General features: G+C 69.3%; 21 protein-coding genes and 1 tRNA gene. 12 read left to right on the top strand and 10 right to left on the bottom strand.

Annotated features, from left to right (window positions below):
* The first annotated feature begins 13 nt into the window (after positions 1-13).
* Positions 14-2,086 carry a S9 family peptidase gene (locus ACFTE1_RS22875; RefSeq protein ID WP_380619051.1) on the top strand — a complete coding sequence of 691 codons (2,073 nt, stop codon included), beginning with the start codon at positions 14-16 and terminating at the stop codon, positions 2,084-2,086.
* Between the two features lie 129 nt (positions 2,087-2,215).
* Here the strand turns inward: ACFTE1_RS22875 and ACFTE1_RS22870 are convergent, their stop codons facing one another.
* Positions 2,216-2,443, bottom strand: coding sequence for a hypothetical protein (locus ACFTE1_RS22870; protein ID WP_380619053.1), 228 nt, complete (start codon positions 2,441-2,443; stop codon positions 2,216-2,218).
* Between the two features lie 167 nt (positions 2,444-2,610).
* Between ACFTE1_RS22870 and fbaA the strand changes: the two genes are divergently transcribed.
* Together fbaA and ACFTE1_RS22860 are read left to right on the top strand one after the other, a co-directional pair.
* Entirely contained in the window at positions 2,611-3,633 is a 1,023-nt protein-coding gene (gene fbaA / locus ACFTE1_RS22865; RefSeq protein ID WP_380619055.1) for a class II fructose-bisphosphate aldolase, read from the top strand.
* A gap of 288 nt (positions 3,634-3,921) precedes the next feature.
* A complete protein-coding gene (locus tag ACFTE1_RS22860) occupies positions 3,922-4,275 on the top strand; it encodes a DUF805 domain-containing protein (RefSeq protein WP_380619058.1) in 354 nt (117 codons plus the stop codon).
* 207 nt (positions 4,276-4,482) lie between these two features.
* On the opposite strand, the gene ACFTE1_RS22855 is transcribed toward ACFTE1_RS22860, so the two are convergent.
* From ACFTE1_RS22855 to ACFTE1_RS22845, 3 genes are all read right to left on the bottom strand, one after another.
* Entirely contained in the window at positions 4,483-6,327 is a 1,845-nt protein-coding gene (locus ACFTE1_RS22855; RefSeq protein WP_380619060.1) for an MFS transporter, read from the bottom strand.
* A 482-nt stretch (positions 6,328-6,809) separates the two neighbouring features.
* On the bottom strand, positions 6,810-7,460 hold the full coding sequence (locus ACFTE1_RS22850) for a response regulator (protein ID WP_380619062.1): 651 nt from the start codon (positions 7,458-7,460) through the stop codon (positions 6,810-6,812).
* The gene (locus ACFTE1_RS22845) at positions 7,457-8,629 is read right to left on the bottom strand and encodes a sensor histidine kinase (RefSeq protein WP_380619064.1); all 1,173 of its coding nucleotides are present in this window, start codon (positions 8,627-8,629) and stop codon (positions 7,457-7,459) included. The genes ACFTE1_RS22850 and ACFTE1_RS22845 overlap by 4 nt, the downstream gene beginning before the upstream one ends.
* A 189-nt stretch (positions 8,630-8,818) precedes the next feature.
* On the opposite strand from ACFTE1_RS22845, the gene ACFTE1_RS22840 reads away from it, so the two are divergent.
* The 3 genes from ACFTE1_RS22840 to ACFTE1_RS22830 all read left to right on the top strand — a co-directional run bounded on the left by ACFTE1_RS22840 (position 8,819) and on the right by ACFTE1_RS22830 (position 10,585).
* The gene (locus ACFTE1_RS22840) at positions 8,819-9,226 is read left to right on the top strand and encodes a DUF6220 domain-containing protein (protein ID WP_380619066.1); all 408 of its coding nucleotides are present in this window, start codon (positions 8,819-8,821) and stop codon (positions 9,224-9,226) included.
* A 78-nt stretch (positions 9,227-9,304) separates the two neighbouring features.
* The gene (locus ACFTE1_RS22835) at positions 9,305-9,865 is read left to right on the top strand and encodes a dihydrofolate reductase family protein (RefSeq protein WP_380619068.1); all 561 of its coding nucleotides are present in this window, start codon (positions 9,305-9,307) and stop codon (positions 9,863-9,865) included.
* A 111-nt stretch (positions 9,866-9,976) separates the two neighbouring features.
* Positions 9,977-10,585 carry an SRPBCC domain-containing protein gene (locus tag ACFTE1_RS22830; RefSeq protein ID WP_380619070.1) on the top strand — a complete coding sequence of 203 codons (609 nt, stop codon included), beginning with the start codon at positions 9,977-9,979 and terminating at the stop codon, positions 10,583-10,585.
* Between the two features lie 47 nt (positions 10,586-10,632).
* Here the strand turns inward: ACFTE1_RS22830 and ACFTE1_RS22825 are convergent.
* Positions 10,633-10,717, bottom strand: a tRNA-Tyr gene (locus ACFTE1_RS22825).
* Between the two features lie 155 nt (positions 10,718-10,872).
* Between ACFTE1_RS22825 and ACFTE1_RS22820 the strand changes: the two genes are divergently transcribed.
* The 5 genes from ACFTE1_RS22820 (at position 10,873) to ACFTE1_RS22800 (ending at position 15,874) form a co-directional block, all read left to right on the top strand.
* Positions 10,873-11,364, top strand: a complete 492-nt coding sequence (locus ACFTE1_RS22820) for a YajQ family cyclic di-GMP-binding protein (protein WP_380619072.1) — start codon at positions 10,873-10,875, stop codon at positions 11,362-11,364.
* A gap of 27 nt (positions 11,365-11,391) precedes the next feature.
* The gene (locus tag ACFTE1_RS22815; RefSeq protein WP_380619074.1) at positions 11,392-11,742 is read left to right on the top strand and encodes a ribosomal protein L7/L12; all 351 of its coding nucleotides are present in this window, start codon (positions 11,392-11,394) and stop codon (positions 11,740-11,742) included.
* Between the two features lie 158 nt (positions 11,743-11,900).
* On the top strand, positions 11,901-13,397 hold the full coding sequence (locus ACFTE1_RS22810) for an acyl-CoA carboxylase subunit beta (protein WP_380619318.1): 1,497 nt from the start codon (positions 11,901-11,903) through the stop codon (positions 13,395-13,397).
* A gap of 10 nt (positions 13,398-13,407) precedes the next feature.
* Positions 13,408-14,541: an acyl-CoA dehydrogenase family protein gene (locus tag ACFTE1_RS22805; RefSeq protein WP_380619076.1), complete on the top strand. Its 1,134-nt coding sequence runs from the start codon at positions 13,408-13,410 to the stop codon at positions 14,539-14,541.
* A 475-nt stretch (positions 14,542-15,016) separates the two neighbouring features.
* Positions 15,017-15,874 carry an NAD(P)H-binding protein gene (locus tag ACFTE1_RS22800; RefSeq protein WP_380619078.1) on the top strand — a complete coding sequence of 286 codons (858 nt, stop codon included), beginning with the start codon at positions 15,017-15,019 and terminating at the stop codon, positions 15,872-15,874.
* A gap of 310 nt (positions 15,875-16,184) precedes the next feature.
* Here the strand turns inward: ACFTE1_RS22800 and ACFTE1_RS22795 are convergent, their stop codons facing one another.
* The 4 genes from ACFTE1_RS22795 to ACFTE1_RS22780 all read right to left on the bottom strand — a co-directional run bounded on the left by ACFTE1_RS22795 (position 16,185) and on the right by ACFTE1_RS22780 (position 20,204).
* Positions 16,185-16,595, bottom strand: coding sequence for a DUF3151 domain-containing protein (locus ACFTE1_RS22795; protein WP_380619080.1), 411 nt, complete (start codon positions 16,593-16,595; stop codon positions 16,185-16,187).
* A gap of 146 nt (positions 16,596-16,741) precedes the next feature.
* The gene (gene nhaA / locus ACFTE1_RS22790; RefSeq protein WP_380619082.1) at positions 16,742-18,193 is read right to left on the bottom strand and encodes a Na+/H+ antiporter NhaA; all 1,452 of its coding nucleotides are present in this window, start codon (positions 18,191-18,193) and stop codon (positions 16,742-16,744) included.
* Between the two features lie 4 nt (positions 18,194-18,197).
* Positions 18,198-19,661 (bottom strand): alanine/glycine:cation symporter family protein, encoded by a 1,464-nt coding sequence (locus ACFTE1_RS22785; protein WP_380619084.1) that lies wholly within the window; start codon positions 19,659-19,661, stop codon positions 18,198-18,200.
* 120 nt (positions 19,662-19,781) lie between these two features.
* The gene (locus tag ACFTE1_RS22780; protein WP_380619086.1) at positions 19,782-20,204 is read right to left on the bottom strand and encodes a Fur family transcriptional regulator; all 423 of its coding nucleotides are present in this window, start codon (positions 20,202-20,204) and stop codon (positions 19,782-19,784) included.
* Between the two features lie 207 nt (positions 20,205-20,411).
* Here ACFTE1_RS22780 and ACFTE1_RS22775 point away from each other — a divergent pair, with 207 nt between their 5' ends.
* The gene (locus ACFTE1_RS22775) at positions 20,412-21,881 is read left to right on the top strand and encodes a catalase (protein WP_380619088.1); all 1,470 of its coding nucleotides are present in this window, start codon (positions 20,412-20,414) and stop codon (positions 21,879-21,881) included.
* 425 nt (positions 21,882-22,306) lie between these two features.
* Here ACFTE1_RS22775 and ACFTE1_RS22770 read toward each other — a convergent pair whose 3' ends face one another.
* Entirely contained in the window at positions 22,307-22,879 is a 573-nt protein-coding gene (locus tag ACFTE1_RS22770; RefSeq protein ID WP_380619090.1) for a helix-turn-helix domain-containing protein, read from the bottom strand.
* Between the last annotated feature and the right edge of the window lie 27 nt (positions 22,880-22,906).

Raw genomic sequence — 22,906 nt, 5'->3', positions numbered from 1 at the left:
CTAGGCTGTGGGAATGACCGAGATCCAACCGCCGGCCGCGCCCCGCCGCGAGCACCTCCGCACCTTCCACGGAGACACCTTCAACGACGAGTACTACTGGCTGCGCGAGGCCGAGGACCCCGAGACCCTCGCCTACCTCAAGGCGGAGAACGCCTACACCGACCAGGAGAGCGCCCACCTGGAGCCCCTGCGCGGCAAGATCTTCCACGAGATCAAGGACCGCACCCAGGAGACCGACCTCTCCGTTCCCCAGCGCCTGCACGGCTGGTGGTACTACGGCCGCACCGAGGAGGGCAAGCAGTACGCGCGGCAGTGCCGCCTCAAGGCCGAGGGCGACGTCCCGCCGGAGATCGAGCCGGGCGTGCCGATCGAGGGCGAGGAGGTCATCCTCGACGGCAACGCGCTGGCCGAGGGCCACGACTTCTTCTCCATGGGCACCGCCGACGTCTCCCCCGACGGGAACCTCCTGGCCTACTCGGTCAACTTCTCCGGAGACGAGCGCTTCACCCTGCGTTTCAAGGACCTCCGCACCGGTCAGGACCTGGACGACGCGGTCGAGGACACCTTCTACGGCGGCGCCTGGTCGGCCGACGGCAAGGCCTTCTTCTACACCAAGGTCGACGACGCCTGGCGTCCCCACCAGGTCTGGCGCCACCTCCTCGGCGAGGAGGAGGACACCCTCGTCTACCAGGAGGACGACCAGAAGTTCCGCGTCGGCATCGGGCTCACGCGCTCCGAGGAGTACCTGCTGCTGTACGCGGCCTCCACCCTCACCACCGAGGTCCGGTACCTGCGCGCCGACGACCCGACCGGGGACTTCCAGGTCTTCGGCGAGGGCCGCGTCCAGGGCGTCGAGGTCGACGTGGACCACCAGGGAGACCGCTTCCTGGTGCTGCACAACAAGAACGCCGAGAACTTCACCGTGGGCTGGGTGCCGGTGGACGACACCCGCGACTACCACGAGCTGGTCCCCCACAACGGCGCCCGCCGCATCGACAGCGTCGACGCCTTCAAGGACTTCGCCGTCGTGTCCCTGCGCGAGAGCGGACTGTCGCGGCTCGCCCTGCTCGACCGCGTCGGCGACCTCAAGTTCATCGAGTTCGACGAGCCGATCTACACCGTCGGCCTCGGCGACACCCCCGAGTACGACGCCCGCCTGATCCGCTTCGGCTACGCCTCCATGGTCACGCCCTCCAGCGTCTACGACTACGACGTCCGCAATGGAGAGAAGCTGCTGCGCAAGCGGACTCCCGTGCTGGGCGGCTTCGACCCGGAGGACTACCGCCAGTACCGCGAGTGGGCCGAGGCCGAGGACGGCACGCGCGTGCCGATCTCCGTCGTGGCGCACAAGGACGCCTCGCCGGACGCGACCAACCCGGTCCTGCTCTACGGCTACGGCTCCTACGAGATGTCGATCGACCCGTACTTCTCCATCGCGCGCCTGAGCCTCCTGGACAGGGGCGTCGTCTTCGCCATCGCACACGTCCGCGGCGGCGGCGAGATGGGCCGCGCCTGGTACGACGACGGCAAGATGCTGCGCAAGAAGAACACCTTCTCCGACTTCACCGCCGCCGCCGACCGCATGGTCGAGTCCGGCTGGGCCGACGGCGAGCGCATCGTCGCCAGGGGCGGTTCGGCCGGCGGCCTGCTGATGGGCGCCGTCGCCAACCTCGCCCCGGAGAAGTTCGCGGGCATCCTCGCCGAGGTTCCGTTCGTGGACAACCTGACGACGATCCTCGACCCCTCCATGCCGCTGACGGTCGGCGAGTGGGAGGAGTGGGGCAACCCCATCGAGTCGTCCGAGGTCTACGAGTACATGAAGTCGTACTCGCCCTACGAGAACGTGCGCGATGTGAAGTACCCCTCGATCCTCGCGGTGACGAGCCTCAACGACACCCGCGTCGGCTTCCACGAGCCGGCCAAGTGGGTGGCCAGGCTGCGCGAGGTCAGCCCGCAGACCCACGTGCTGCTGAAGACCGAGATGGAGGCCGGCCACGGCGGACGCAGCGGACGCTACGACGCCTGGGAGGAAGAGGCGTTCAACCTCGCCTGGGTCCTGGGCCGCCTGGGCGCCGCCGAGAAGTAGGCGACCGCGCCGCGCAGGGCGACCCCTGGTTTACGCGGCTAACGGGTCGCGTACACGTGGCGACCGCACCGCGCAGGGCGGCCCCGCTCCGGAGTCCTTCCGGGGCGGGGCCGCCCTTTTCGCGTGCCGCTAGGCCGGTTCCTCGTCCTCTTCCCCGACGGGGACCTCCACCCGCTGCTCGACGGCGTCGGCCTCGGCCGACTCGTCGGGCAGCTCCAGGTCGACCGTCTCCGCACTCGACTCGTCGAACAGGGCGCTCTCGCCGTACACCTCCTCGTCGGCGTCGTCCCCGGCGGGACCGGAGACGGCCTCGGAGAAGTCGTCTTCCTCGCGATTCCTGTCGAATACACCGCTCATGACTCCTACGGTAAAGCCTGGAGGTCGCGGGCGGCCATGAATCAACTAGTAAGCTGGGGGCGAGCGGGAAGTCGGACAGCGCCGTCCGGGCGCCCCATCGCCCCCGGTCGGGGAAAGTCAGTGCAAGTCGCGGCCATAGCCGCGCAGTATGTTAAGGAGAAGGCAGTATGCCTATCGCGACACCTGAGGAATACCAGGAGATGCTCGACAGGGCGAAGAAGAACTCCTTCGCCTACCCTGCCATCAACGTGACCTCGACCCAGTCTTTGAACGCGGCCCTCGCCGCCTTCGCCGAGGCCGAGTCCGACGGTATCGTCCAGGTCTCCACCGGCGGCGCGCAGTACCTGTCCGGCCACACTGTCAAGGACATGGTCACCGGTTCGGTCGCCCTGGCCAAGGCCGCCGAGGAGATCGCCAAGAACTACCCGGTCAAGGTCGCCCTGCACACCGACCACTGCCCGAAGGACAACCTCGACAAGTTCGTCCGCCCGCTCCTGGCCGTCTCCGAGGAGCGCGTGGCCCGCGGCGAGAACCCGCTGTTCCAGTCCCACATGTGGGACGGTTCGGCCGTGCCGCTCAAGGAGAACCTGGACATCGCCCAGGAGCTGCTGGAGCGTTCCTCCAAGGCGAACATCGTGCTCGAGGTCGAGATCGGTGTCGTCGGCGGTGAGGAGGACGGCGTCTCCGCCGCCATCGACGAGAAGCTGTACACCACCGTCGAGGACGCCCGCGCCACCGTCGAGGCCCTGGGCTCCGGCGAGAAGGGCCGTTACATGACGGCTCTGACCTTCGGCAACGTGCACGGCGTCTACAAGCCGGGCAACGTGAAGCTGCGTCCGGAGATCCTCAAGGAGATCCAGGCCGAGATCGGCAAGGAGACCGGCAAGGACAAGCCGTTCGACCTGGTCTTCCACGGCGGATCGGGCTCGACCGAGCAGGAGATCTCGGACGCGGTGGACTACGGCGTCATCAAGATGAACATCGACACCGACACCCAGTACGCCTTCACCCGCCCGATCGTGGACCACATGTTCCGCAACTACGACGGCGTCCTGAAGGTCGAGGGCGAGGTCGGCAACAAGAAGCAGTACGACCCGCGCGCCTACGGCAAGCTCGCCGAGGCCGGCATGAGCCAGCGGATCGTCGAGGCCTGCCGCCAGCTGCGCAGCGCCGGCAACAAGATCAAGTAAGAACCGGACTCCACGGTCTTCGGGGCGGTCGCCTTCGGGCGGCCGCCCTTTCGCGTGTCCGCCGCGTCCGCGGGCCTTCCGCGAGGTGCCGGGCGCCGGTTCCGGTGGACGGCGGCGCCACCTGCGGACCGGCGGGAGCGGTGGCGGCAGCGGTGGAATTCCAGCGGGAGTCCTTCGCCGTTCGGGCACCGGCGACCCTCCACACCGGAATAATCGGGGCATGGCGGAGCGGCCGACACTCTCCTCCGCCCGGGGGAGGCGCTCCGCGTCGGTTCACGGGAGGCAGACATGAACTGGTATTTCACGGCCTTCAAGAAGTACGCCGTCTTCAGCGGGAGGTCGCGGCGCCGGGAGTTCTGGGTGTTCGTCCTGGTCAACGCCGTCATCGGGGCGGTGCTCTCGTCCTTCGCCCAGCAGTCCGACGGGTTCCTCTGGAACTTCCTCGCGGGAGCCTTCGGACTCCTCATCCTGCTGCCGAGCATCGCCGTGCAGGTGCGGCGCCTCCACGACTCCGGCCGCACCGGCTGGTGGTGGTGGATCGGGCTCATCCCGATCGTCGGCACCATCGTGCTGATCGTGTTCTCCCTGTTCGACAGCGAGAGCGGGACGAACCGGTACGGCCCCAATCCCAAGGGCGCCTGAGCGCCCGGACGGAACCGGATCGGACGGACCGCCGCCCGGTGACGGCCGGGGCCGCGCGCCGACGCGGTTGTTCCGCGAGCGCAGGCGCGGTGAGGATACCAAGGCCTGGCGCTCGAGCGGGTCGGGGTTGTTCCGCGAGCGCGGTAGCGCCACGGACTCGACCGCACGGCTGACACGCCTGCCGCGCCGACGCCTGCGGCCAGGTCGTCACCGCCGCGCGTGGCGCCCGGTCTCCGTCTGGGGAGGCGCCTGGTTCGAGGCGGGGCGGCCGAGTTCGGTCGGCGGCGGGGCCTGATCCGCAGCGGGCCGCCCGGCCTCCGGCTGGGACGGGACCCCCTCCATGCCGGGCCGAACTCCATCCGACCGGGACGGGACGCCCTCCATACCGGGCCGAACGCCCTCCGACCGGGACGGAGCCCCGTCCGAGGCGCGACGGCGCCGGGGAAGCGGCGGCAGGGGCGGCCCCCACTCGGGCGGCTCGGTGTCCCTCGGGGCCGGAACCTTCGGTTCCGCCTCCCGCCGCTTGCGCGGATAGAAGAACACCGCGACGAACCCCAGCAGGCACACGCCCAGCGCGGCGAACGCCGTCGCCTGCATGGCGTCGATGAACGACCGGTTCGCCGCGTCCAGGACGTACATGCGGGTCAGCTCGTTGATGTCGACCTTCTCCACCGCCGCGTAGGTGGTGGCCACCGATTCGCGGGCCTCGCCGCGGATCAGCGGGATCTCGTCGGTCAGGGAGTCGCGGTAGACCTGCGCCATGACCGTGCTGAACACCGCCACGCCCAGGGAACCGCCCACCTGCCGCAGCGTGTTGCCGAAGGCGGAGGCCACCCCCGCCTTCTCGGCGGGCATCGCCGCCATGAGGGTCGTCATCGCCGGCGGCATGAGGTTGGCCATCGCCACGCCCTGCAGCGCGAAGGCCGCGACGACCACCCAGATGGAAGTGTCCTGCCCCAGGGTCGCGACGACTCCGATCGACGCCGCGAGGAGCACCATGCCCGCCAGCGACACCGCCCGGGGCCCGAACCTCTTGACCAGGGCGTTGGACCCCGGGGCGAAGAGGAGCATGGCGATGGCCGTGGGCAGGAACAGCAGGCCGGCGCGCATCGGCGAATAGTCGCGCACCAGCTGCAGGTAGAAGGACATGAAGAACATGAGTCCCATGGAGACGAAGAAGACCAGGGCCATCATGACCGCCGAGACCGAGAACTCGCGGTTGCGGAAGAGCCCGACATCCAGGGAGGCGTGGGAGGAGAAGCCCTCCCACCAGACGAACCACGCCAGGACGAGCACGCCGACGGCTATCGTCCCCCAGGCCTCGACGTCGTTCCACGTGCCGCGCTCGCCCGCCTCGATGATGCCGTAGGTGAGCGTCATGAGGCCCGCTATGGACAGGACCATGCCTGCGATGTCGGGTTTCTCGCGGCCACCGGTCGACTCGGGGGCGAGGACGGCGACGGCGATGATGCCGAAGACGACGACGGGCACGTTGACCAGGAAGACCGAGCCCCACCAGAACCGTTCCAGCAGCGCTCCGCCGACGAGCGGGCCCAGGGCCCCGGAGGCGCCGACGGCGGCCGTCCAGATCGCCAGGGCGCGCGGGAACTCCCGGGGAGGGAAGACCGCCCGCAGGAGCGAGAGCGTGCAGGGCATGAGCATGGCCGCACCCACGCCCATGACGCCGCGGAAGAGGATCAGCTGCGCGGGGCTCGCCGCGTAGGCGGAGGCGAGGGACGCCAGCCCGAAGACGGCCAGGCCCGCGAGGATCATCCTCTTGCGGCCCCAGCGGTCGCCCACCACGCCCGCCGCGAAGAGGAGCCCGGCGAACACCAGCGTGTAGGAGTTGATCATCCACGCCAGCTCGCTCTGGGTGGCGCCCAGCCCGTCGACCGGGTCGGCCAGGGTCTTCAGCGCCACGTTGAGGATCGTGTTGTCGATGACGACGACGAGGAGGCTGATGACGAGGACGGTCAGGATCGCCCAGCGGCGGGGGTGGCCGGCCTCCTCGGCGGCGCGGGCGCGCTGGTGGTCGAGGTCGGCTGGAGGCATAGCGTATCTCCCATCCTTATTCCTTAGGAATGTCGAGGGTGAGCCGGTCAGGGGTGGTTCGGTGGATCGGTGCGCCGGGTGCCTCCATACTCGCAACGGGCGGCGCCCGAACTCCGGAAGTCCGTCCGCGACACGCCGACGGCGGGGCCTTACAGTCGCATGGATTACACCGCCGGACACGGCTGGGTAGGGCCGCCGGGCGCGGGGAGGGCGCGCGGAACGGCGGTCCGTTCGTCCCCTCCGGCGAAGCGGGAGGAGCCGCGATCCTGTTCCGGGAGAGCACGGACGGATGAGGGTGCGGCGGACGGCGGTTCCCCGTCCACACGGAAGTCCGCGAACGCGGGAGGAGTCCTCGACGGGGACGCACCGCGATGACTCAGCCGCGCAATAAACGGCGGTTCCCCGTCCACGGAAGTCCTCAACGGGGAAGCGCGCGGCGGCACGCCCACGCGATGGCCCGACCGCCGTCAGAGGCCGTTCGGCTAGGCGCCCCTCGGGCGCACCAGGCCCGTCTCGTAGGCGTGGATGACCAGTCCCGCGCGCTCCTTGACCCCGAGCTTCACCATGGCCCGGTGGACGTGGGTCTTGACCGTCGCCGAGCTTATGTAGAGCCGCCGGCCGATGGCGTCGTTCCCCATGCCCCGGGCGACCAGCGCGACGACCTCGGTCTCGCGGTCGGTCAGCGCGTCGCCGTCTCGCTTCAGCGGCGGGCGGGACAGGTACTCGCCGACCAGCTTCTCCGCCACCGCCGGGGACAGCAGCATGTCGCCCGCCGAGACGCTGCGGACGGCGTGCAGCAGGGCCTCGGGCTCGGTGGTCTTGACCAGGTACCCGGCGGCGCCGGCGCGCAGGGCGTCGTAGACGTACTTGTCCATCGAGTAGTTCGACAGGACGATGACCTTGGTATTCTCCAGTTCCTCCGCGGTGAGGGCGTCCAGCGCCTGGAGGCCGGTGGCGCCGGGCATCTCGATGTCCATGAGCGCCACGTCCGGCGAGGCGCCGCGGATGAGGTCCACTCCCTCGTTCCCGTCGGAGGCCTCGCCGACCACGGACATGTCGTCCTCGGCGTCGACCAGCGCGCGGAATCCCCCGCGCATGAGCGGCTGGTCGTCCACGATTACCACCGAGATCATCCGTCCCCCTTGAGGTTCTCTTCGCCGTGCGGCAAGCGTACCGCCAGTGCGAATCCCTGGTGCTCCACCCCGGACAGTGCGGGCGCCGTCCAGTTCGGAGCACCGCCGCGCGGGCCCGCGTAGAAGTCCCCTCCGAGGGGCTCGACGCGCTCGCGGATGCCGGTGAGCCCGTTGCCGAACGGAGGGTCGACCGGGGTGCCGTCGTCGACCACGGCCACGACGAGCCCTCCGTCGGACCTCACCCGCACTGCGGCCCTGCGTCCCTGGGAGTGGCGCGCGGCGTTGGTCAGCCCCTCTTGGATGACGCGGTAGGCCGTGTGCCCCAGCGCTCCCCTCGCGGCGCAGGCTCGGACCTCGGCGTCGACGTCGAGTCCGTGCTGTTCGTAGCGTTCCACGAGTCCGTCGACCTCGTCGAGGGTGTGGTGGCCGTCGGAGGCCCGCAGGGACTGGACGGTCGCCCTCAGTTCCCGCTCGGCCTCGCCGGCCGCCTCGGCGATCGCCGCCATGTCCGTGTCGGTGTCGCGGCCCTCCTTGCGCGCCAGGTGCAGCGCTACTCCCGAGCGGACCTTGACGACCGCGATGGAGTGCGTCAGGGAGTCGTGCAGTTCGCGGGCGATCCGCAGCCGCTCGTCGGCGGCCATGCGCATGGCCGCCTCGCGCTGGTTCTCCCGCGCCGCGGCGATGTAGGCGTCCCTCTGGCGCAGCGATTCGCCCGCGACCAGGGCGACGTGGAGCCACCCGATGACCAGCAGGCCTCCGCGCCAGGCCTCGACGGTCCACCCCCCGTTCAGGTTCACCGCCACGACCATCGTCGCTCCCGAGAGCACCATGGTCGCGGCCAGGGTGAACTTCCGGTGACCCTGGTACATGCAGGAGCCGACCGCGAACATCAGCGGGATGAAGGCGAAGGGCGGCAGTTCGAAACCGCACAGCGGGAAGATCATGGCCGCCGATGCCAGGATCGTCAGTCGCGGCCTCGCACGGTGGGCCAGGAGGGGCAGCGGCGCCGCGAGCAGAAGCGTCACGGCCCACCAGGGCAGGCCGGGCACGACGAGGACCGTCAGGGCCGCTTCGAAGAGGCCTATCGTGACGAAGAGCCTGGTGACGCTCACGTTGCGCTTCCACCACGCCGCCGCGGACACCGCCCAGGCCGCCGGGGTCGAGGACATGGGTCCAGCCTAAGCGGCCCGCGCACCTTCCGCATCAACCCCCGGACCGACCGGCCGCCTACGACCGGGGTGGTACTCCGCCTGCGGGGCACCGAAACCGGCGCCCCGAACCGTCAATCCAGCGCCCGATGCGCACGCCGCCGCACGCGGACAGACTGGCGGTACCCGATTCACTCAAGGAGTCCGACCATGAAAAAGTTCCTCACCGTCTGGCTGCGCGTCACCATGGGCCTGCTCGGCCTCCAGATCGCCCTGGCCGGTTTCGGCGCCGTGGGCGGCGGCGAGCTGCGCGAGAACTTCAACCTGCACATCCTCAACGGGCGGGCCATCGCCGTCGCGATCCTGCTGGCCCTCGTCTTCGCGCTGATCGCCAAGGCCGGCAAGAAGTCCGTCCTCATGCTCCTGCTCGCCGTCGGCCTGATGGTCCTCCAGGCCCTGTTCGCCATGGCCAACGTGCCCGGCACGACCATGGGCCAGGTCCTGTTCTTCTTCCACGCGATCAACGGCCTGATCATCATGGGCGTCGTCGAGTCCGCGTTCCCCGGGAAGGAGAAGCCCGCTCCTGCCGAGGAGGCGGAGCCCGCCGCCGCGCGATGAATTCACGCGACAGGCGTCGTCCAACCTGATATCCCGGAAGGACACAGTCCGATAGGGCACACATCGAAAGGACCGCCGATGCGCACCGTTAAACTCCAGTTCCAGACTTCCGCCGACGGCTACATCTCCGGCCCCGGAGGTGAGATGGACTGGATGACCATGCCCTGGTCGGCCGATATGGAGGACCACGTCGGCGGGCTCTGGAAGGACGTCGACACCATCGTCCTGGGCCGGAAGCTGGCCGAGACCTTCATCCCCGCGTGGGAGTCGCGCCCCGAGGGCGAGACCGACGAGACCGTCGACCAGATGGTGAACACCCCCAAGGTCGTCTTCTCGCGGACGCTGAAGGAGTCGCCGTGGGACAACGCGACGATCGCCGCCGGCTCCCTCGCCGAGACCATGGCCGGGCTCAAGGCCGCCGAGGGCGGGGACATCATGGTCTCCGGCGGAGGCACCCTCGCCCAGCAGCTCATCGCCGAGGGCCTGATCGACGAGATCCACCTCTTCGCCAACCCCGTCTCGCTCGGCGGCGGACTGCCGGTCTTCCCGACCGGAGCGCGCCACGAGTTCACCCTGGCCCGCTCGCACGCCTTCGAGTGCGGCGTCGCCGGCCTCACCTACCTGCCCCGCAAGTCCTGACCTGACACCACCCGGCGCACGGGCCCTCCGCACCTCCCTGTCATCCACCGCGGAGGGCCCGTGCTCCCTTTAATCCACCGCTCCTCCCCGGCCCGCTGCTAGCCTCACACCATGGGGAACATCACCGAAGAGCTCGCCCGGGTCGAACGGAGCGTCGCCACCGACGGCGAAGTCCGCCGGATCGCCATGTCCCGCCGCTTCGAGGCCTCTCGCGAGCGCGTCTGGGCCGCGCTCACCGAGCCCGAGCGGCTAGCCCAGTGGTTCCTGCCGGTCACCGGCGACCTCCAGGAGGGCGGCGTCTACCAGCTGGAGGGCAATGCCTCGGGCGACATCCTCCGCTGCCACGCCCCCGCCGAGTTCCGGCTGACCTGGCATTTCGGGGAGCCGCAGGGGTTGAGCGAGGTGACGGTGGCCCTGTCCGGCGACGACGCCGCGGAGTTCGCCATGGAGCACGCCGCCGAGTTCCCCGCCGCCATGTGGGACCAGTACGGGGCCGGCGCGGTGGGCGTGGGCTGGGACGGCGCCCTCTACTCCCTGGTCCGCTACTTGGAGGACGGCGTAGCGCTCGATCCCGACCAGTGGATGACCTCGGAGGACGCGTTGCGGCTGAACGAGCTGTCCGCCGCCGCGTGGGGAGAGGCCCAGCGCGCCGACGGGGCCTCGGACGAGGCCGTCGAGCGGGCCGTCCGCGAGACGATCGCCTTCTACGCGGGCGATTGACGCCGGTCGCCCCAGGGCATGAAAAAACCCGGCCGGAGCCGGGTCGGTGGTGGCTGGTGTTGGATTCGAACCAACGTAGACTAAGTCAACGGTTTTACAGACCGCTCCCTTTGGCCGCTTGGGTAACCAGCCGAAGCTCGATGAGCCGATAACCACTATAGCGTGTCCCGTCCGCCGCGGGGAAGGAGGGGTCCACTCGGCTTCGTCGTAGGTCACACCCGCGACCGACTACCATGGAACAGCGTAAAGGGGAACACCCCGAGAATTCCATGGGAAGGACACCCACAGTGGCCGACGCGTCATTCGACATCGTTTCCGAGATCGACCTGGCCGAGCTCGACAATGCCCTGAACCAGGCCCAGCGCGAACTCGCCACCCGCTTCGACTTCCGCGGCACCGGCGCCGACGTCGAGCGGAAGTCCGAGGAGGCGGTGACCATCACCGCCGAGACCGAGGAGCGGGCCAAGGCCGCCCTCGACGTGCTCAAGGACAAGCTGATCAAGCGGGGCATCTCCCTCAAGGCGCTGACCGCCGAGGAGCCGCGCCAGTCCGGCAAGACCACCAAGATCGACGGCACCTTCCAGCAGGGCATCCCCCAGGACCAGGCCAAGAAGATCGCCAAGATCATCCGCGACGAGGGGCCCAAGAACGTCAAGCCGCAGGTCCAGGGCGACAAGCTCCGTGTGACCGGCAAGAAGCGCGACGACCTGCAGGACGTCATCGCCCTGCTCAAGGGCCAGGACCTCGAGGTGGCGCTGCAGTTCACCAACTACCGCTAGGACTCCCCGCCCCGGAAAGGAAGGCCCATGGACTACGTGCTGTTCGGGCTGGCCGCGGTCGGGCTCATCGCGCTGGGGGTCGTACTCAACCCCAAGCGTCCCGACGGCGACCGGTCCAGCCGGCGGTTGTTCGACACGCCCGAACCGGTCGGCACGGGCCCCTATGAGGTGCTCCTGCGCGATCCGGGCAGGAAGAAGATCCCGGTGGTCAAGGTGCTGCGGAGGCTGACGTCGGTCGGGCTGGCCGAGGCCAGGGCCTGGACCGAGGACGTCCCGGCGGCCGTGATGCGCACCGAGGCCCGCGAGGAGGCCTCGCGGGCCGTCGAGGCGCTTCGCGGCGCCGGGGCCCTGGCGGAGTTCCACCACCGCCCCCGATGACCCACTGAGCACTGTCTATATTCACCCCCGCGTTGACATCACCTGCATCATGAGTCACAATATGAGATGTCTCCTTAACGATCGTTAAGGACATCGACCGCAGCTCCGCCACCGCGGGGCGAGACGATCAAGGTGAGGTCAGCGTGGACTACACAGCGATGCGGAAGGACATCGCCGCCGGAGGTGCCGAGAAGTACCACAAGGCGGCGGCCGCGAAGGGCAAATACCATGCGCGGGAACGCATCAGACTACTGACGGACCAGGACTCCTTCGTCGAGGACGCCCTGTGGGCCAACTCCGACCCGCAGTTCCCGGCCGACGGCGTCGTCACAGGCTCGGCCACCGTCCAGGGGCGCCGCGTCCGCGTCGTCGCGAACGACTCCACCATCAAGGCCGGCTCCTGGGGCGCCCGCACCGTCGAGAAGATCATCCGGACCATCGAGGCCGCCCAGACCGAGCTGTGCCCGATCGTCTACCTCGTCGACTCCGCCGGCGCGCGGATCACCGACCAGGTGCAGCTCTTCCCCGGCCGCCGCGGCGCCGGGCGCATCTTCCACGAGCAGGTCCGCGCCTCGGGGCAGATCCCGCAGGCCTGCGCCCTGTTCGGCCCCTCGGCCGCCGGCGGCGCCTACATGCCCGCCTTCTGCGACATCGTCGCCATGGTCGACGGCAACGCCTCCATGTACCTGGGCAGCCCCCGCATGGTCGAGATGGTCACCGGCGAGAAGACCACCCTGGAGGACATGGGCGGCGCCCGCATCCACTGCCAGGACTCCGGCGTGGGCCACTTCCTCAGCCGCAACGAGGACGAGGCGATCGCCTCGGTCCGCCGCTGGCTGTCCTACCTGCCCTCCAACTGGCAGGAGCAGCCGCCGCTCAAGGCCGCGCGCCCCGCCCGCGAGATCGACCTCAAGGGCACCGTCCCGGCCGGCGAGTCCACGCCCTTCGACATGCACGACTTCCTGGAGGGCCTGGTCGACCGCGACTCGCTCCTGGAGGTCCAGAAACTGTGGGCCGGGGAGCTCATCACCGCCTTCGCCCGCCTCGACGGGCGCAGCGTCGGCATCGTCGCGAACAACTCCGCCGTGCGCGGCGGGGTCCTGTTCTCCGACTCCGCCGACAAGACCGCCCGCTTCGTCAACACCTGCGACGCGTTCAACGTGCCGCTGCTGTTCCTCTCCGACGTGCCCGGCTTCATGGTGGGCACGGCCGTGGAGAAGGCGGGCATCATCCGCCACGGCGCCAAGATGGTCGCCGCCGTCGCCGAGGCCACGGTGCCGAAGATCTGCGTCGTGGTCCGCAAGTCCTACGGCGCGGGCCTCTACGCCATGTGCGGGCCGGCCTTCGGCACCGACGCCACCCTCGCCCTGCCCACCGGCAAGATCGCCGTCATGGGGGCCGAGGCGGCCGTCAACGCCGTCTACGCCAACAAGATCGCCGCCATCGAGGACCCGGCCGAGAGGGAGCGCTTCGTCGCCGACAAGCGCGCGGAGTACGAGCAGGACATCGACCTGCGCCGCCTCGCCGGGGAAATGGTCATCGACGACATCGTCGAGCCCGAGGACCTGCGCGTCAATCTCATCGAACGTTACCGGCGGCTGTCCCACAAGGACCGTCGATTCGGGAACCGCCGTCACCCTGTCACACCCGTCTAAGGAGACAACGATGTCCATCACCGAAGAGCAGCGGGAGTTCCAGCTCGCCGTCCGAGAGTTCGTGGAGTCCGAGGTCCGCCCGGTCATCGGCGACCACTACGAGCGCGGGGAGTTCCCCGCCGAGCTGGTGCGCAAGCTCGGCGAGCTCGGCGTCGCGGGCGTCATGCTGCCCGAGGAGTACGGCGGGGCCGGCATGGACCTGCTGACGTTCTGCCTGGCCCTGGAGGAGATCGCCAAGGTCGACTCCGGCCTGGCCACCACGCTGGAGGCCTCGGCGACGCTGGGAGCGGAGGGCATCGCCCTGTTCGGCACCGAGGACCAGAAGAAGCGCTGGCTGCCCCGCCTGGCCTCGGGCGAGGGCCTGTGCGCCTTCGGGCTGACCGAGCCGGGCGGCGGGACCGACGCCGGCCACACCGAGACCCGCGCCGAGCTGGTCGACGGCGAGTGGGTCATCAACGGCGCCAAGTGCTTCATCACCAACTCCGGCACCGAGATGACCGACCTGATCGTGGTCACCGCGACCACCGGTCCGGGAGAGGTCTCCACCATCATCGTCCCCAACGGGACCCCGGGCCTGTCGGTGGGCCCGCTCTACTCCAAGGTCGGCTGGCACACCTCGGACACCCGCCCGGTGTTCCTCGACGACTGCCGCGTCCCCGAGGAGAACCTCCTCGGCCCGCGCGGCAAGGGCCTCGGCCAGTTCCTCAACCTGCTGGCCCGCGGCCGCGTCGCCATCGCGGCGATCGCCACCGGCCTGGCGCAGGGCTGCGTGGACGAGTCCCTCGCGCAGGCCAACGACCGCGAGGCCTTCGGCAAGGCCATCGGCAACTACCAGTCGATCGCGTTCATGCTGGCGGACATGAAGCTCCGCGCGCACACCTCGCGCCTGGCCTACCTGGACGCCGCGACCATGGACCTCGAGTCCAAGGAGTTCATCGCCGCGGCCGCCATGGCCAAGCTGCACGCCTCCGACGCCGCCGTGCAGAACGCCCGCGAGGGCACCCAGATCTTCGGGGGGTACGGCTTCATGAACGAGACTCTCGTGGCGCGCCACTGGCGCGACTGCAAGATCTTGGAAATCGGTGAGGGCACCAATGAAGTCCAGCGCATGCTGATCGCCCGCTCCATGGGCCTGAACGGCTAGGCGCCCGATCGCTCGACCGGGCGGCCGCGCCGCCCGGGACGCGGCGACCCCACGTTGAGACCGGTGTCGTGCCCCGGCGCGACACCTCGGCCGCCCGCGTGAGCGATCGATCTTTCCGGCCGCGGTCCGGGGCGGCGTCCCCGAACCCGGAGGGCGGGCAGTTCACCGACTGCCCGCCCTTCCTTGTATTCGGAGGTCCCCTCGGCGGTCCTGCGCGGGCATCCCGCGCGGACAAGGCGGCAAGGTGCGACGCGGCTCTGAGAAGGCCGGACGGCTCGGTGCGACGCGGGCGATGGAGAAGGCCGGACGGCTCGGTGCGACGCGGGCAATGGAGAAGACCGGGCGGCCGGGTCTCGTTCGCCGCCGCCCTCCACCCAGGGGCGTAGGGCGAAGAGACTCCCTCCGACCGACGCCGACCGCGCCGGGGCGAGCCAGGCTCGGGGAGACATCCGACCTCGCCACCAGGAGGCAGACCATGTACCTCATCACCGGCGCCACGGGCACCGTCGGCCGTCCGCTCATCGACGCCCTCCTAGAAAGGGGCGCTCCCGTCCGAGCCCTCACCCGCGACCCCTCCTCGGCCGACTTCCCTGAAAGAGTCGAGGTCGTCCAGGGCGACCCCTCTCGCCCGGAATCCGTCAGAGAGCACCTCCGCGGCGTCACCGCCGTCTTCATGAACTCCGCCGCCATCGGCGACGCGACCGAGGAGTTCGCCGCCCTCGCGGCGGAGCGCGGTGTACGGCGCCTGGTAGCCCTCGCCGCGTACAACGTGGAGGAGGCCGTCGCGCTGCAGCCCTCGCGGTTCATCGGCCACCGGAACCGGGAGTGCGAGGCCGCCGCCGAGTCGAGCGGCCTGGAGTGGGTGAGCCTGCGCCCCCACGTCTACGCGAGCATGGCCTTCCCCCTGTGGGGAGAGCAGATCCGGGCGGGAGACGTAGTCTCCTGGCCGTACCCCGACTTCCGCGAGCCCATCCTCGACCCGCGCGACGTTTCTGAAGTCGCAGCCCGGGCGCTGCTCGATCACGATCTGCTGGGCAGGAAGCCCGTCCTGACCGGACCGGAGGTGATCAGCAACGCCGAGATGGTCGACGCCATCGGCAAGGCGATGGGGCGGCCCCTGCGCTACCACGAGATCACTCCCCGGCAGACCGTCGAGGCCATGGCCGCGATGGAGCTGCCTCCGGCGCTCGCCGCCTCGTTCCTGGCCCGGTTCGTCGCCTTGGAGGACGAGCCGCCGGTCGTGACAGACGAGATCGAGGGGATCCTGGGCCGTCCGGCCCGCACGTACGGCGAATGGGCCGCCGACCACGCCGGGGCCCTGGCCCGCCCCTAGAAAAGGAGAGCCGCCGGCGACGGAGTCGCTCGGCGGCGTTCGCTCGGTTGGGAGCTCAGGCGGATGCCGGAGGCAGTGCAAGGGCTCCGCACTGGTGCGTTGGTTCGTGCCGGTCTCGTGGCCCGATGGACGGAAACCCTACGGGGCCACGAGACTGGCACGAACTCTGTCTTCAGGCCGGCGCCGCGTTCAGGTGGGGCCTAGCGGTCACAGGCGACCCGAAGGCCGCATAAAGCCGTGCGGCCGTAGGGCCCTCAGGACGCAAGGCCGTCTGGACGCAGGGCCGTACGGTTCTAAGCCCGCGAAACCGTCACGCGGTGACGGCGTCCGCGGCCGCCGGGTCGCAGTCGCGCAGGAACTGAGCGCAGCGCGCGGCCTCGTCGGACTCGCCGATCGCGTCGGCCGAGCGGGACAGCTGGAAGAGGCATTTGAGGAAGCCCCGGTTGGGTTTGTGCGCCCACAGGACGGGGCCGTTGCCGCGCCATCCCGCACGGCGCAGCTGGTCCAGCCCGCGGTGGTAGCCGGTGCGGGCGTAGGCGTAGGCCTCCACGTCCCGGCCCTCGGCGAGCGCGTCCTTGGCGAGCCGCGCCCACGCGGCGCAGAACCAGGGATAGTTGCGCGCGGTGTCCTCGGCGGAGTTGGCGTCGAGGTGCGCCCGGGCGTCGGCGTCGTCGGGCATTTCGGTCGCGGGGGGCTGGGCCATCAGGTTCTGAGGTGCCATGTATCCGCCCTTCTCTGTGTCTGTCGCTGGGCTTGAGCTCACGGGTACGTACAGCGTCCAGCCTAACTCGGGCGGGGGCCGGGAGCCGACGGCGTGTCCGGCTTCTGGACTAGCCGTTCGGGCAGCGGGGCGGGGCGTCCGCCCCTTCAGGACCGCGAGTCGCGGCGCTCCTCTTTCTCGTAGGCCTCGTCGATGAGGTCGCGGACCTTCTCCTCGTGCTCGGGCTCCGGTTCGCTCTGCCGGTCGGGCCGTTTGCGCGTGGCGAGGTGGAGGATGAGCATGCCCAGGGCGGCGGCGACGACGGAACCGGCGAGGACGCCGATCTTGGCCTCGTCGGCGTACAGCTCCGAGTCTCCTCCGCGGAACGCCAGTTCGGTGATGAACAGGGCGACGGTGAAGCCGATGCCGGCGACAACGCTGAGGCCGGCCATGATCGGCCAGCTGGTGCCGTCGGGCCGGGAGCCGAGGCCCAGTTTGACCGTCAGCCAGGTGGTGCCGAAGACTCCGACGGTCTTGCCGACGACGAGCCCCAGGAGGATGCCGAGGGTGGCCGTGGAGGTGAAGGCCTCCCCGACGATGTCGGCCGAGAGGGGGATGCCGGCGTTGGCGACGGCGAAGAGCGGCAGCACCACGAACGACGAGAAGGGGTGCAGTTTCGCCTGGATGCGGTCGCTGGGCGGCACCGATTCGCGCGCCAGGATGATGAGGCGCCGGGTGCGTTCGGGGCTGGCTCCCTTGGCCGCGATCTTCTTGGCGTAGTCCTTCGCCACGCCGTCGTCGAGGAGGGGTTTGGCGCTGATGAAGAGCCCCATGACGACTCCGGCGATGGTGGCGTGGACGCCGGATTCCAGCATGCACAGCCACAGCGCCAGGCCGAGGACGATGTAGACGGTGGTGGCCCAGACGCGGATGGCGCGCATGACGGCCAGCAGCGCCACGATGGCGATGGCGGCGATCAGCCAGGGCAGGCTGATCTTCTCGGTGTAGAAGACGGCTATGACGGTGATGGCGCCGAGGTCGTCCACGATGGCGAGCGTGAGCAGGAAGACGCGGGCGGGCGCGGGGATCTTCTTGGCGAAGAACCCGATGACGCCCAGGGCGAAGGCGATGTCGGTGGCCATGGGGACGCCCCAGCCGTGGGCGGTGGGGGTGCCGGCGTTGATCGCGGTGTATACGAGGGCGGGGACGGCCATGCCGCCGAGGGCGGCGGCGATGGGCGTGACCGCCTTGCGCGGGTCCCGCAGTTCGCCGGAGACGACCTCGGACTTGATCTCCATGCCGACGACGAAGAAGAAAATGGCCATGAGGCCGTCGTTGACCCAGTCCTTGAGGCTCTCGTCGACGGTGAAGGAGCCGGCGCCGATGGAGAGGCGGGCGTTCCAGAACGCCTCGTAGCCGTCGGCCCAGCCGGAGTTGGCCCAGAAGAGGGCGATGGCGGTGGCCGCGAGGAGGACGATGCCGCCGGCGGACTCGATCCGGAGGAACTTGCGCGCGGGCAGGCCGATGTAGCGCGCCAGCGGCGTCCCGGAGCAGATGTAGGGCGGGCGGTCGCGCCAGATCGGCAGCTCCCACAGGTCGGTGCCCTTCTTGCCGGCCAAGGTCCTAGTCCTCCTTCGGGAGGCGCAGGGAGCGTTCCTCGGTCATGTCGTCGCCCCAGACCTGGACGCCGCGGATCTCGGGGAAGGCCTCGCGCCGGAAGACGGGGTCGCGGCCCTGTGCGCGCTGGGCGTCGTAGTCCTTGAGGAGTTTGAAGGCGACGCCGGAGAGGGCGGCGATGGCGATGAGGTTGACGAATGCCATGACGCCCATGGTGATGTTGGCGAGGCTCCAGACCAGGTCGAGGCTGGCGACGGCGCCGAAGAAGACCGCGGCGACCACGATCCAGCGGACGGTGTTGAGGACGATCCGGTTGCCGCTGAGGAAGCCGACGTTGGACTCGCCGTAGAAGTAGTTGCCGATGGTGGAGGTGAAGGTGAACAGGAGCAGGATGAGCGTGAGGGGGTAGATCGCCCAATGTCCCAGGGAGGCGGTGACGCCGTCGGAGACGAGCTGGGCGCCGACGTTCTCGCCGTAGGCGGGGTCGGTGGTCAGGACGATCATGGCGGTGATGGTGCAGACGAAGAGCGTGTCGAAGTAGACGCCGAAGGCCTGGGTGAGGCCCTGCTTGACGGGGTGTGAGACCGAGGCGGTGGCGCCCGCGTTGGGCGCCGATCCCATGCCGGCCTCGTTGGAGAACATGCCCCGCTGGATGCCGACGACGAAGACGGTGCCGAAGGCGGCGCCCCCGATGGCCTGCATGCCGAAGGCCGACTCGAAGATGCTCTGGAACATGAAGGGGATGTTCTCGACGTTGAGGGCGACGACCGCGACTCCGATGGCCAGGTAGAGGAAGGCCATGAAGGGGATGAGGAGCTGGGCGGTGTGGGCGATGCGGCGCAGGCCGCCGAAGATGATGAGGCCGACCAGGGCGGCCAGGCCGAGTCCGATGACGACGTTGACGTCGGTGCCCACGTCGAGCCCGGCGGCGGTGAAGGCGTCGGAGAGGGCGGCCGAGGCGGTGTTGGCCTGGACGGTGTTGAACGTCAGCGGGTAGGTGAGGATGAGGACGACGGCGAAAATGGCTCCCAGCCAACGCTTTCCGAGCCCGTACTGCATGTAGTAGGCGGGGCCGCCCTTGTAGCCCTCGGGGATCCGGGTCTTGTACAGCTGCGCGAGCGTCGACTCGGCGAAGGCCGAGGCGGAGACGACGATGGCCATGGCCCACATCCAGAAGACCGCTCCGGGGCCTCCGGTGGCGATGGCGATGGAGACGCCGACGACGTTGCCGGTGCCGATCCTGGCGGCCGAGGAGATCGCGAAGGCCTGGAAGGCCGAGGTGGCCTTCTTGCCGTCGGGGGCGGCGGCCGGGGCCTCGGTGATGCTCTTGAACATCTGGGGGAACAGGCGGATCTGGACGCCCTTGGTGCCCACTATGTACAGCAGGGAGACGGCCGTCAGCAGCGGGATGAGAGTCCATAGCCAGAAGGTGTCGTTGGCGTTGTTGATCGAATCCAACCACTGGTCCATGACTCATCCCCCGGGTCCGCGTCGTACTTCGCAGAACCAGGCTAATGTCAACTGTGGTCGGTCGCCCACGCTTTGTGAGATTTCGCCCCTCGCGGGCGAATCGGACTCACGCTCCGGCGGTCAGGACTCGCCTTGGCAGTCGGGGCAGATGCCTCGGAAGGTCATCTTGGCCTCGGTCACGAGGAAGCCGTGGCTGTCCTCCGGGCGCAGCAGCGCCAGGGCGTCGCCCGAGAGGTGGACGTCGCGCATCTTGCCGCACACGTCGCAGACGAGGTGCTCGTGGTCGTGGTGGACGTTGGGGTCGTAGCGCTTGGAGCGGCCGTCGACCGAGAGTTCCAGGACCTCCCCGAGGGAGACGAGGTCCTTGAGGGTGTTGTAGACGGTGGCGCGGGAGATCTCGGGCATCTTCTCGTTGGCGCGCACGAGGATCTCGTCGGCGGTGTAGTGGACGTGCTCGCCGCAGTCGAGCATCTCGGCGATGACCCGGCGCTGCGGCGTCATGCGCCAGCGACGGTCTCGCAACCGTTCTACCAAGCTACTCATCGTTTCGACACCTTTGCCTAGGGGCTCGCGTTCGTCGGGTGTGACCAGGGAGATCAAACCCCATCCTAACAGCAAATGGACAACGGTGCCCATGTTGCGTCCCACACCTCGGACCGCCTTGTTGTTTAGAACGAGTCTAAGGTAGGATGGGGTCCGCATTCATCAGAGTATCAGTCGCAGACCGCTACGGATCGTAAAGGAAGACTCATGGTCGACACTTTCGACAATACTGCCGGCCCCCTGACCACCGAGTCCGGGGCTCCCATCGCCAACAACAACCAGAGTGAGGCCGCCGGCAAGGGCGGACCGCTACTCATCCAGGACCAGGTGCTCCTCGAGAAGCTCGCCCACTTCAACCGCGAGCGCATCCCCGAGCGCGTCGTCCACGCCCGCGGAGCCGGCGCCTACGGCAAGTTCACCGTCACCGCCGACGTGACCAAGTACACCAAGGCGGCCTTCCTTTCCGAGATCGGCAAGGAGACCGAGACCTTCCTGCGCTTCTCCACCGTGGCCGGCAACCTCGGCGCCGCCGACGCCGTCCGCGACCCGCGCGGCTGGGCCCTGAAGTTCTACACCGAAGAGGGCAACTACGACCTCGTCGGCAACAACACCCCGGTGTTCTTCATCCGCGACGCGATCAAGTTCCCCGACTTCATCCACACGCAGAAGCGCGACCCGTACACCGGCTCGCAGGAAGCCGACAACGTCTGGGACTTCTGGGGCCTGTCCCCCGAGTCGACCCACCAGGTCACCTGGCTCTTCGGCGACCGCGGCATCCCGGCCTCCTACCGCCACATGAACGGCTACGGCTCCCACACCTTCCAGTGGACCAACGCCGAGGGCGAGCACTTCTGGGTCAAGTACCACTTCAAGACGGACCAGGGCATCAAGAACCTGACCGCCGAAGAGGCCGACAGGCTCGCCGGCGAGGACCCGGACAGCCACCAGCGCGACCTGCGCGAGTCCATCGAGGCCGGCGACTACCCGACCTGGACCGTCCAGGTGCAGGTCATGCCCGCCGCCGAGGCCGCGAACTACCGCTTCAACCCGTTCGACCTGACCAAGGTCTGGCCGCACGAGGACTACCCGCCGATCGAGATCGGAAAGCTGGAGCTCAACCGCAACCCGGAGAACATCTTCGCCGAGGTCGAGCAGTCCATCTTCTCCCCCGCGCACTTCGTGCCGGGCATCGGCCCGTCGCCGGACAAGATGCTGCAGGGCCGCCTCTTCGGCTACGGCGACGCCCACCGCTACCGCGTCGGCATCAACGCCGACCAGCTGCCGGTGAACCGCCCGCACGCCACCGAGGCGCGCAACGGCAACCGCGACGGCTACGCCTACGACGGCCGCCACGGCGGGCAGAAGAACTACGAGCCCAACTCCTTCGGCGGACCGAACGAGACCGGCGAGGCCCTGTGGGCCCCGATCGAGGTCAACGGCCCGACTGGTGAGTGGGAGACGCCGCGCCACTCCGAGGACGACGACTTCGTCCAGGCCGGCGACCTCTACCGCCTCATGAGCGAGGACGAGAAGGAGCGCCTGGTCGCGAACCTGTCCGGCAACATCGCCGGCGTCAGCCGCGACGACATCGCCGAGCGCGCCATCGCCAACTTCGCCAAGGCGGACGAGGACTTCGGCAAGCGCCTTCGGGCCGCCGTCGAGGCCCTGCGCAAGTAACTCGGGACGGCCCGGCGCCGGTGATTCGCTCATCGGCGGTCCGGGCCCGGTCCGGCCCTTCCGGGGGCCGGCCGGCTCCGTGGAGCGAGGGAGGCCGAAGGAACGGCCGCCCCAGGTGAGACGACTCTTCCCCGGCCGACGTGTCGGGGCCGAGGTCCCGTGCGGGGAGCGTCCGCCGGTTCGCTGGTTCGCAAAATCGCATGTCCGTCGACCCGACAGGTCGGCCGGCTCGGACCGGCGCGGTGTTCACCGCATGAAGGGGTCCTTCCTTCCGGGAAGGGCCCCTTCCGCGTGTCCGAAGGAGAAGATGCGGTCCGGCTCCGGGCCGACCGCGTGCCGCGTGCGGAGCGGCGACCGTGCGCAGGGCAGCTCGTGCCCACTCATGCCCGACCGCCTACCGCATGCGGAGCGGCGGGTCGAGAGGCCTAGTACGCCTCCAGGGGCCGCCCGCACTTCTCGCATTCCGGCGGCTTCTGGCGCGGCACGTCGACGAACTCCTCGGCGACGATCTTCAGGCTCCAGCGCTCGTCGGTCTCCTTGAGGACGGTGATCGAGGTGATGTCGTCGCGCTCGGGGCGCTCCGTCCCCCAGTCGATCTCGAGGGGCTCCACGTGCTTGGCCAGCTTGACGTTGCGGCCCTTGAGGTAGTAGCCGGCCCGGGAGTAGATCAACTCGAGGTTGTCCTCCTCGGTCGCGAAGCGGGGCTCCTCGCCGCGGCCCGTCGTGAAGGCGTGGAACTGCGTGTGGAGCTGCCGCACGATCTGCTGCAGCGGGACCGAGGAGTACTCCTTCACCCAGTCGTTCTCCTCGCGGTTCTTCCACGCCGTCAGGCGGGCGGAGATCTCGGTGTAGGAGATCTTGCTGCGATCCTTCGCCCAGGTGTCCTTGAAGACCTGGAGCGCCCAGTTGTAGGCGACCCGCACGGCTCCGAGCGTCTCGTTGAGGTTGCGCGCCTGCTGCGCGCTGGGGGCGAACGTGTACTCGTAGCGTCGTTTCACCAGATGAGTCATAGGTTTAGAAAGATC

This window comes from Salininema proteolyticum (assembly GCF_042685645.1).
Taxonomy (GTDB): Bacteria; Actinomycetota; Actinomycetes; order Mycobacteriales; family Micromonosporaceae; genus Salininema; species Salininema proteolyticum.
This window is presented reverse-complemented; position numbering and strand designations above follow the sequence as displayed.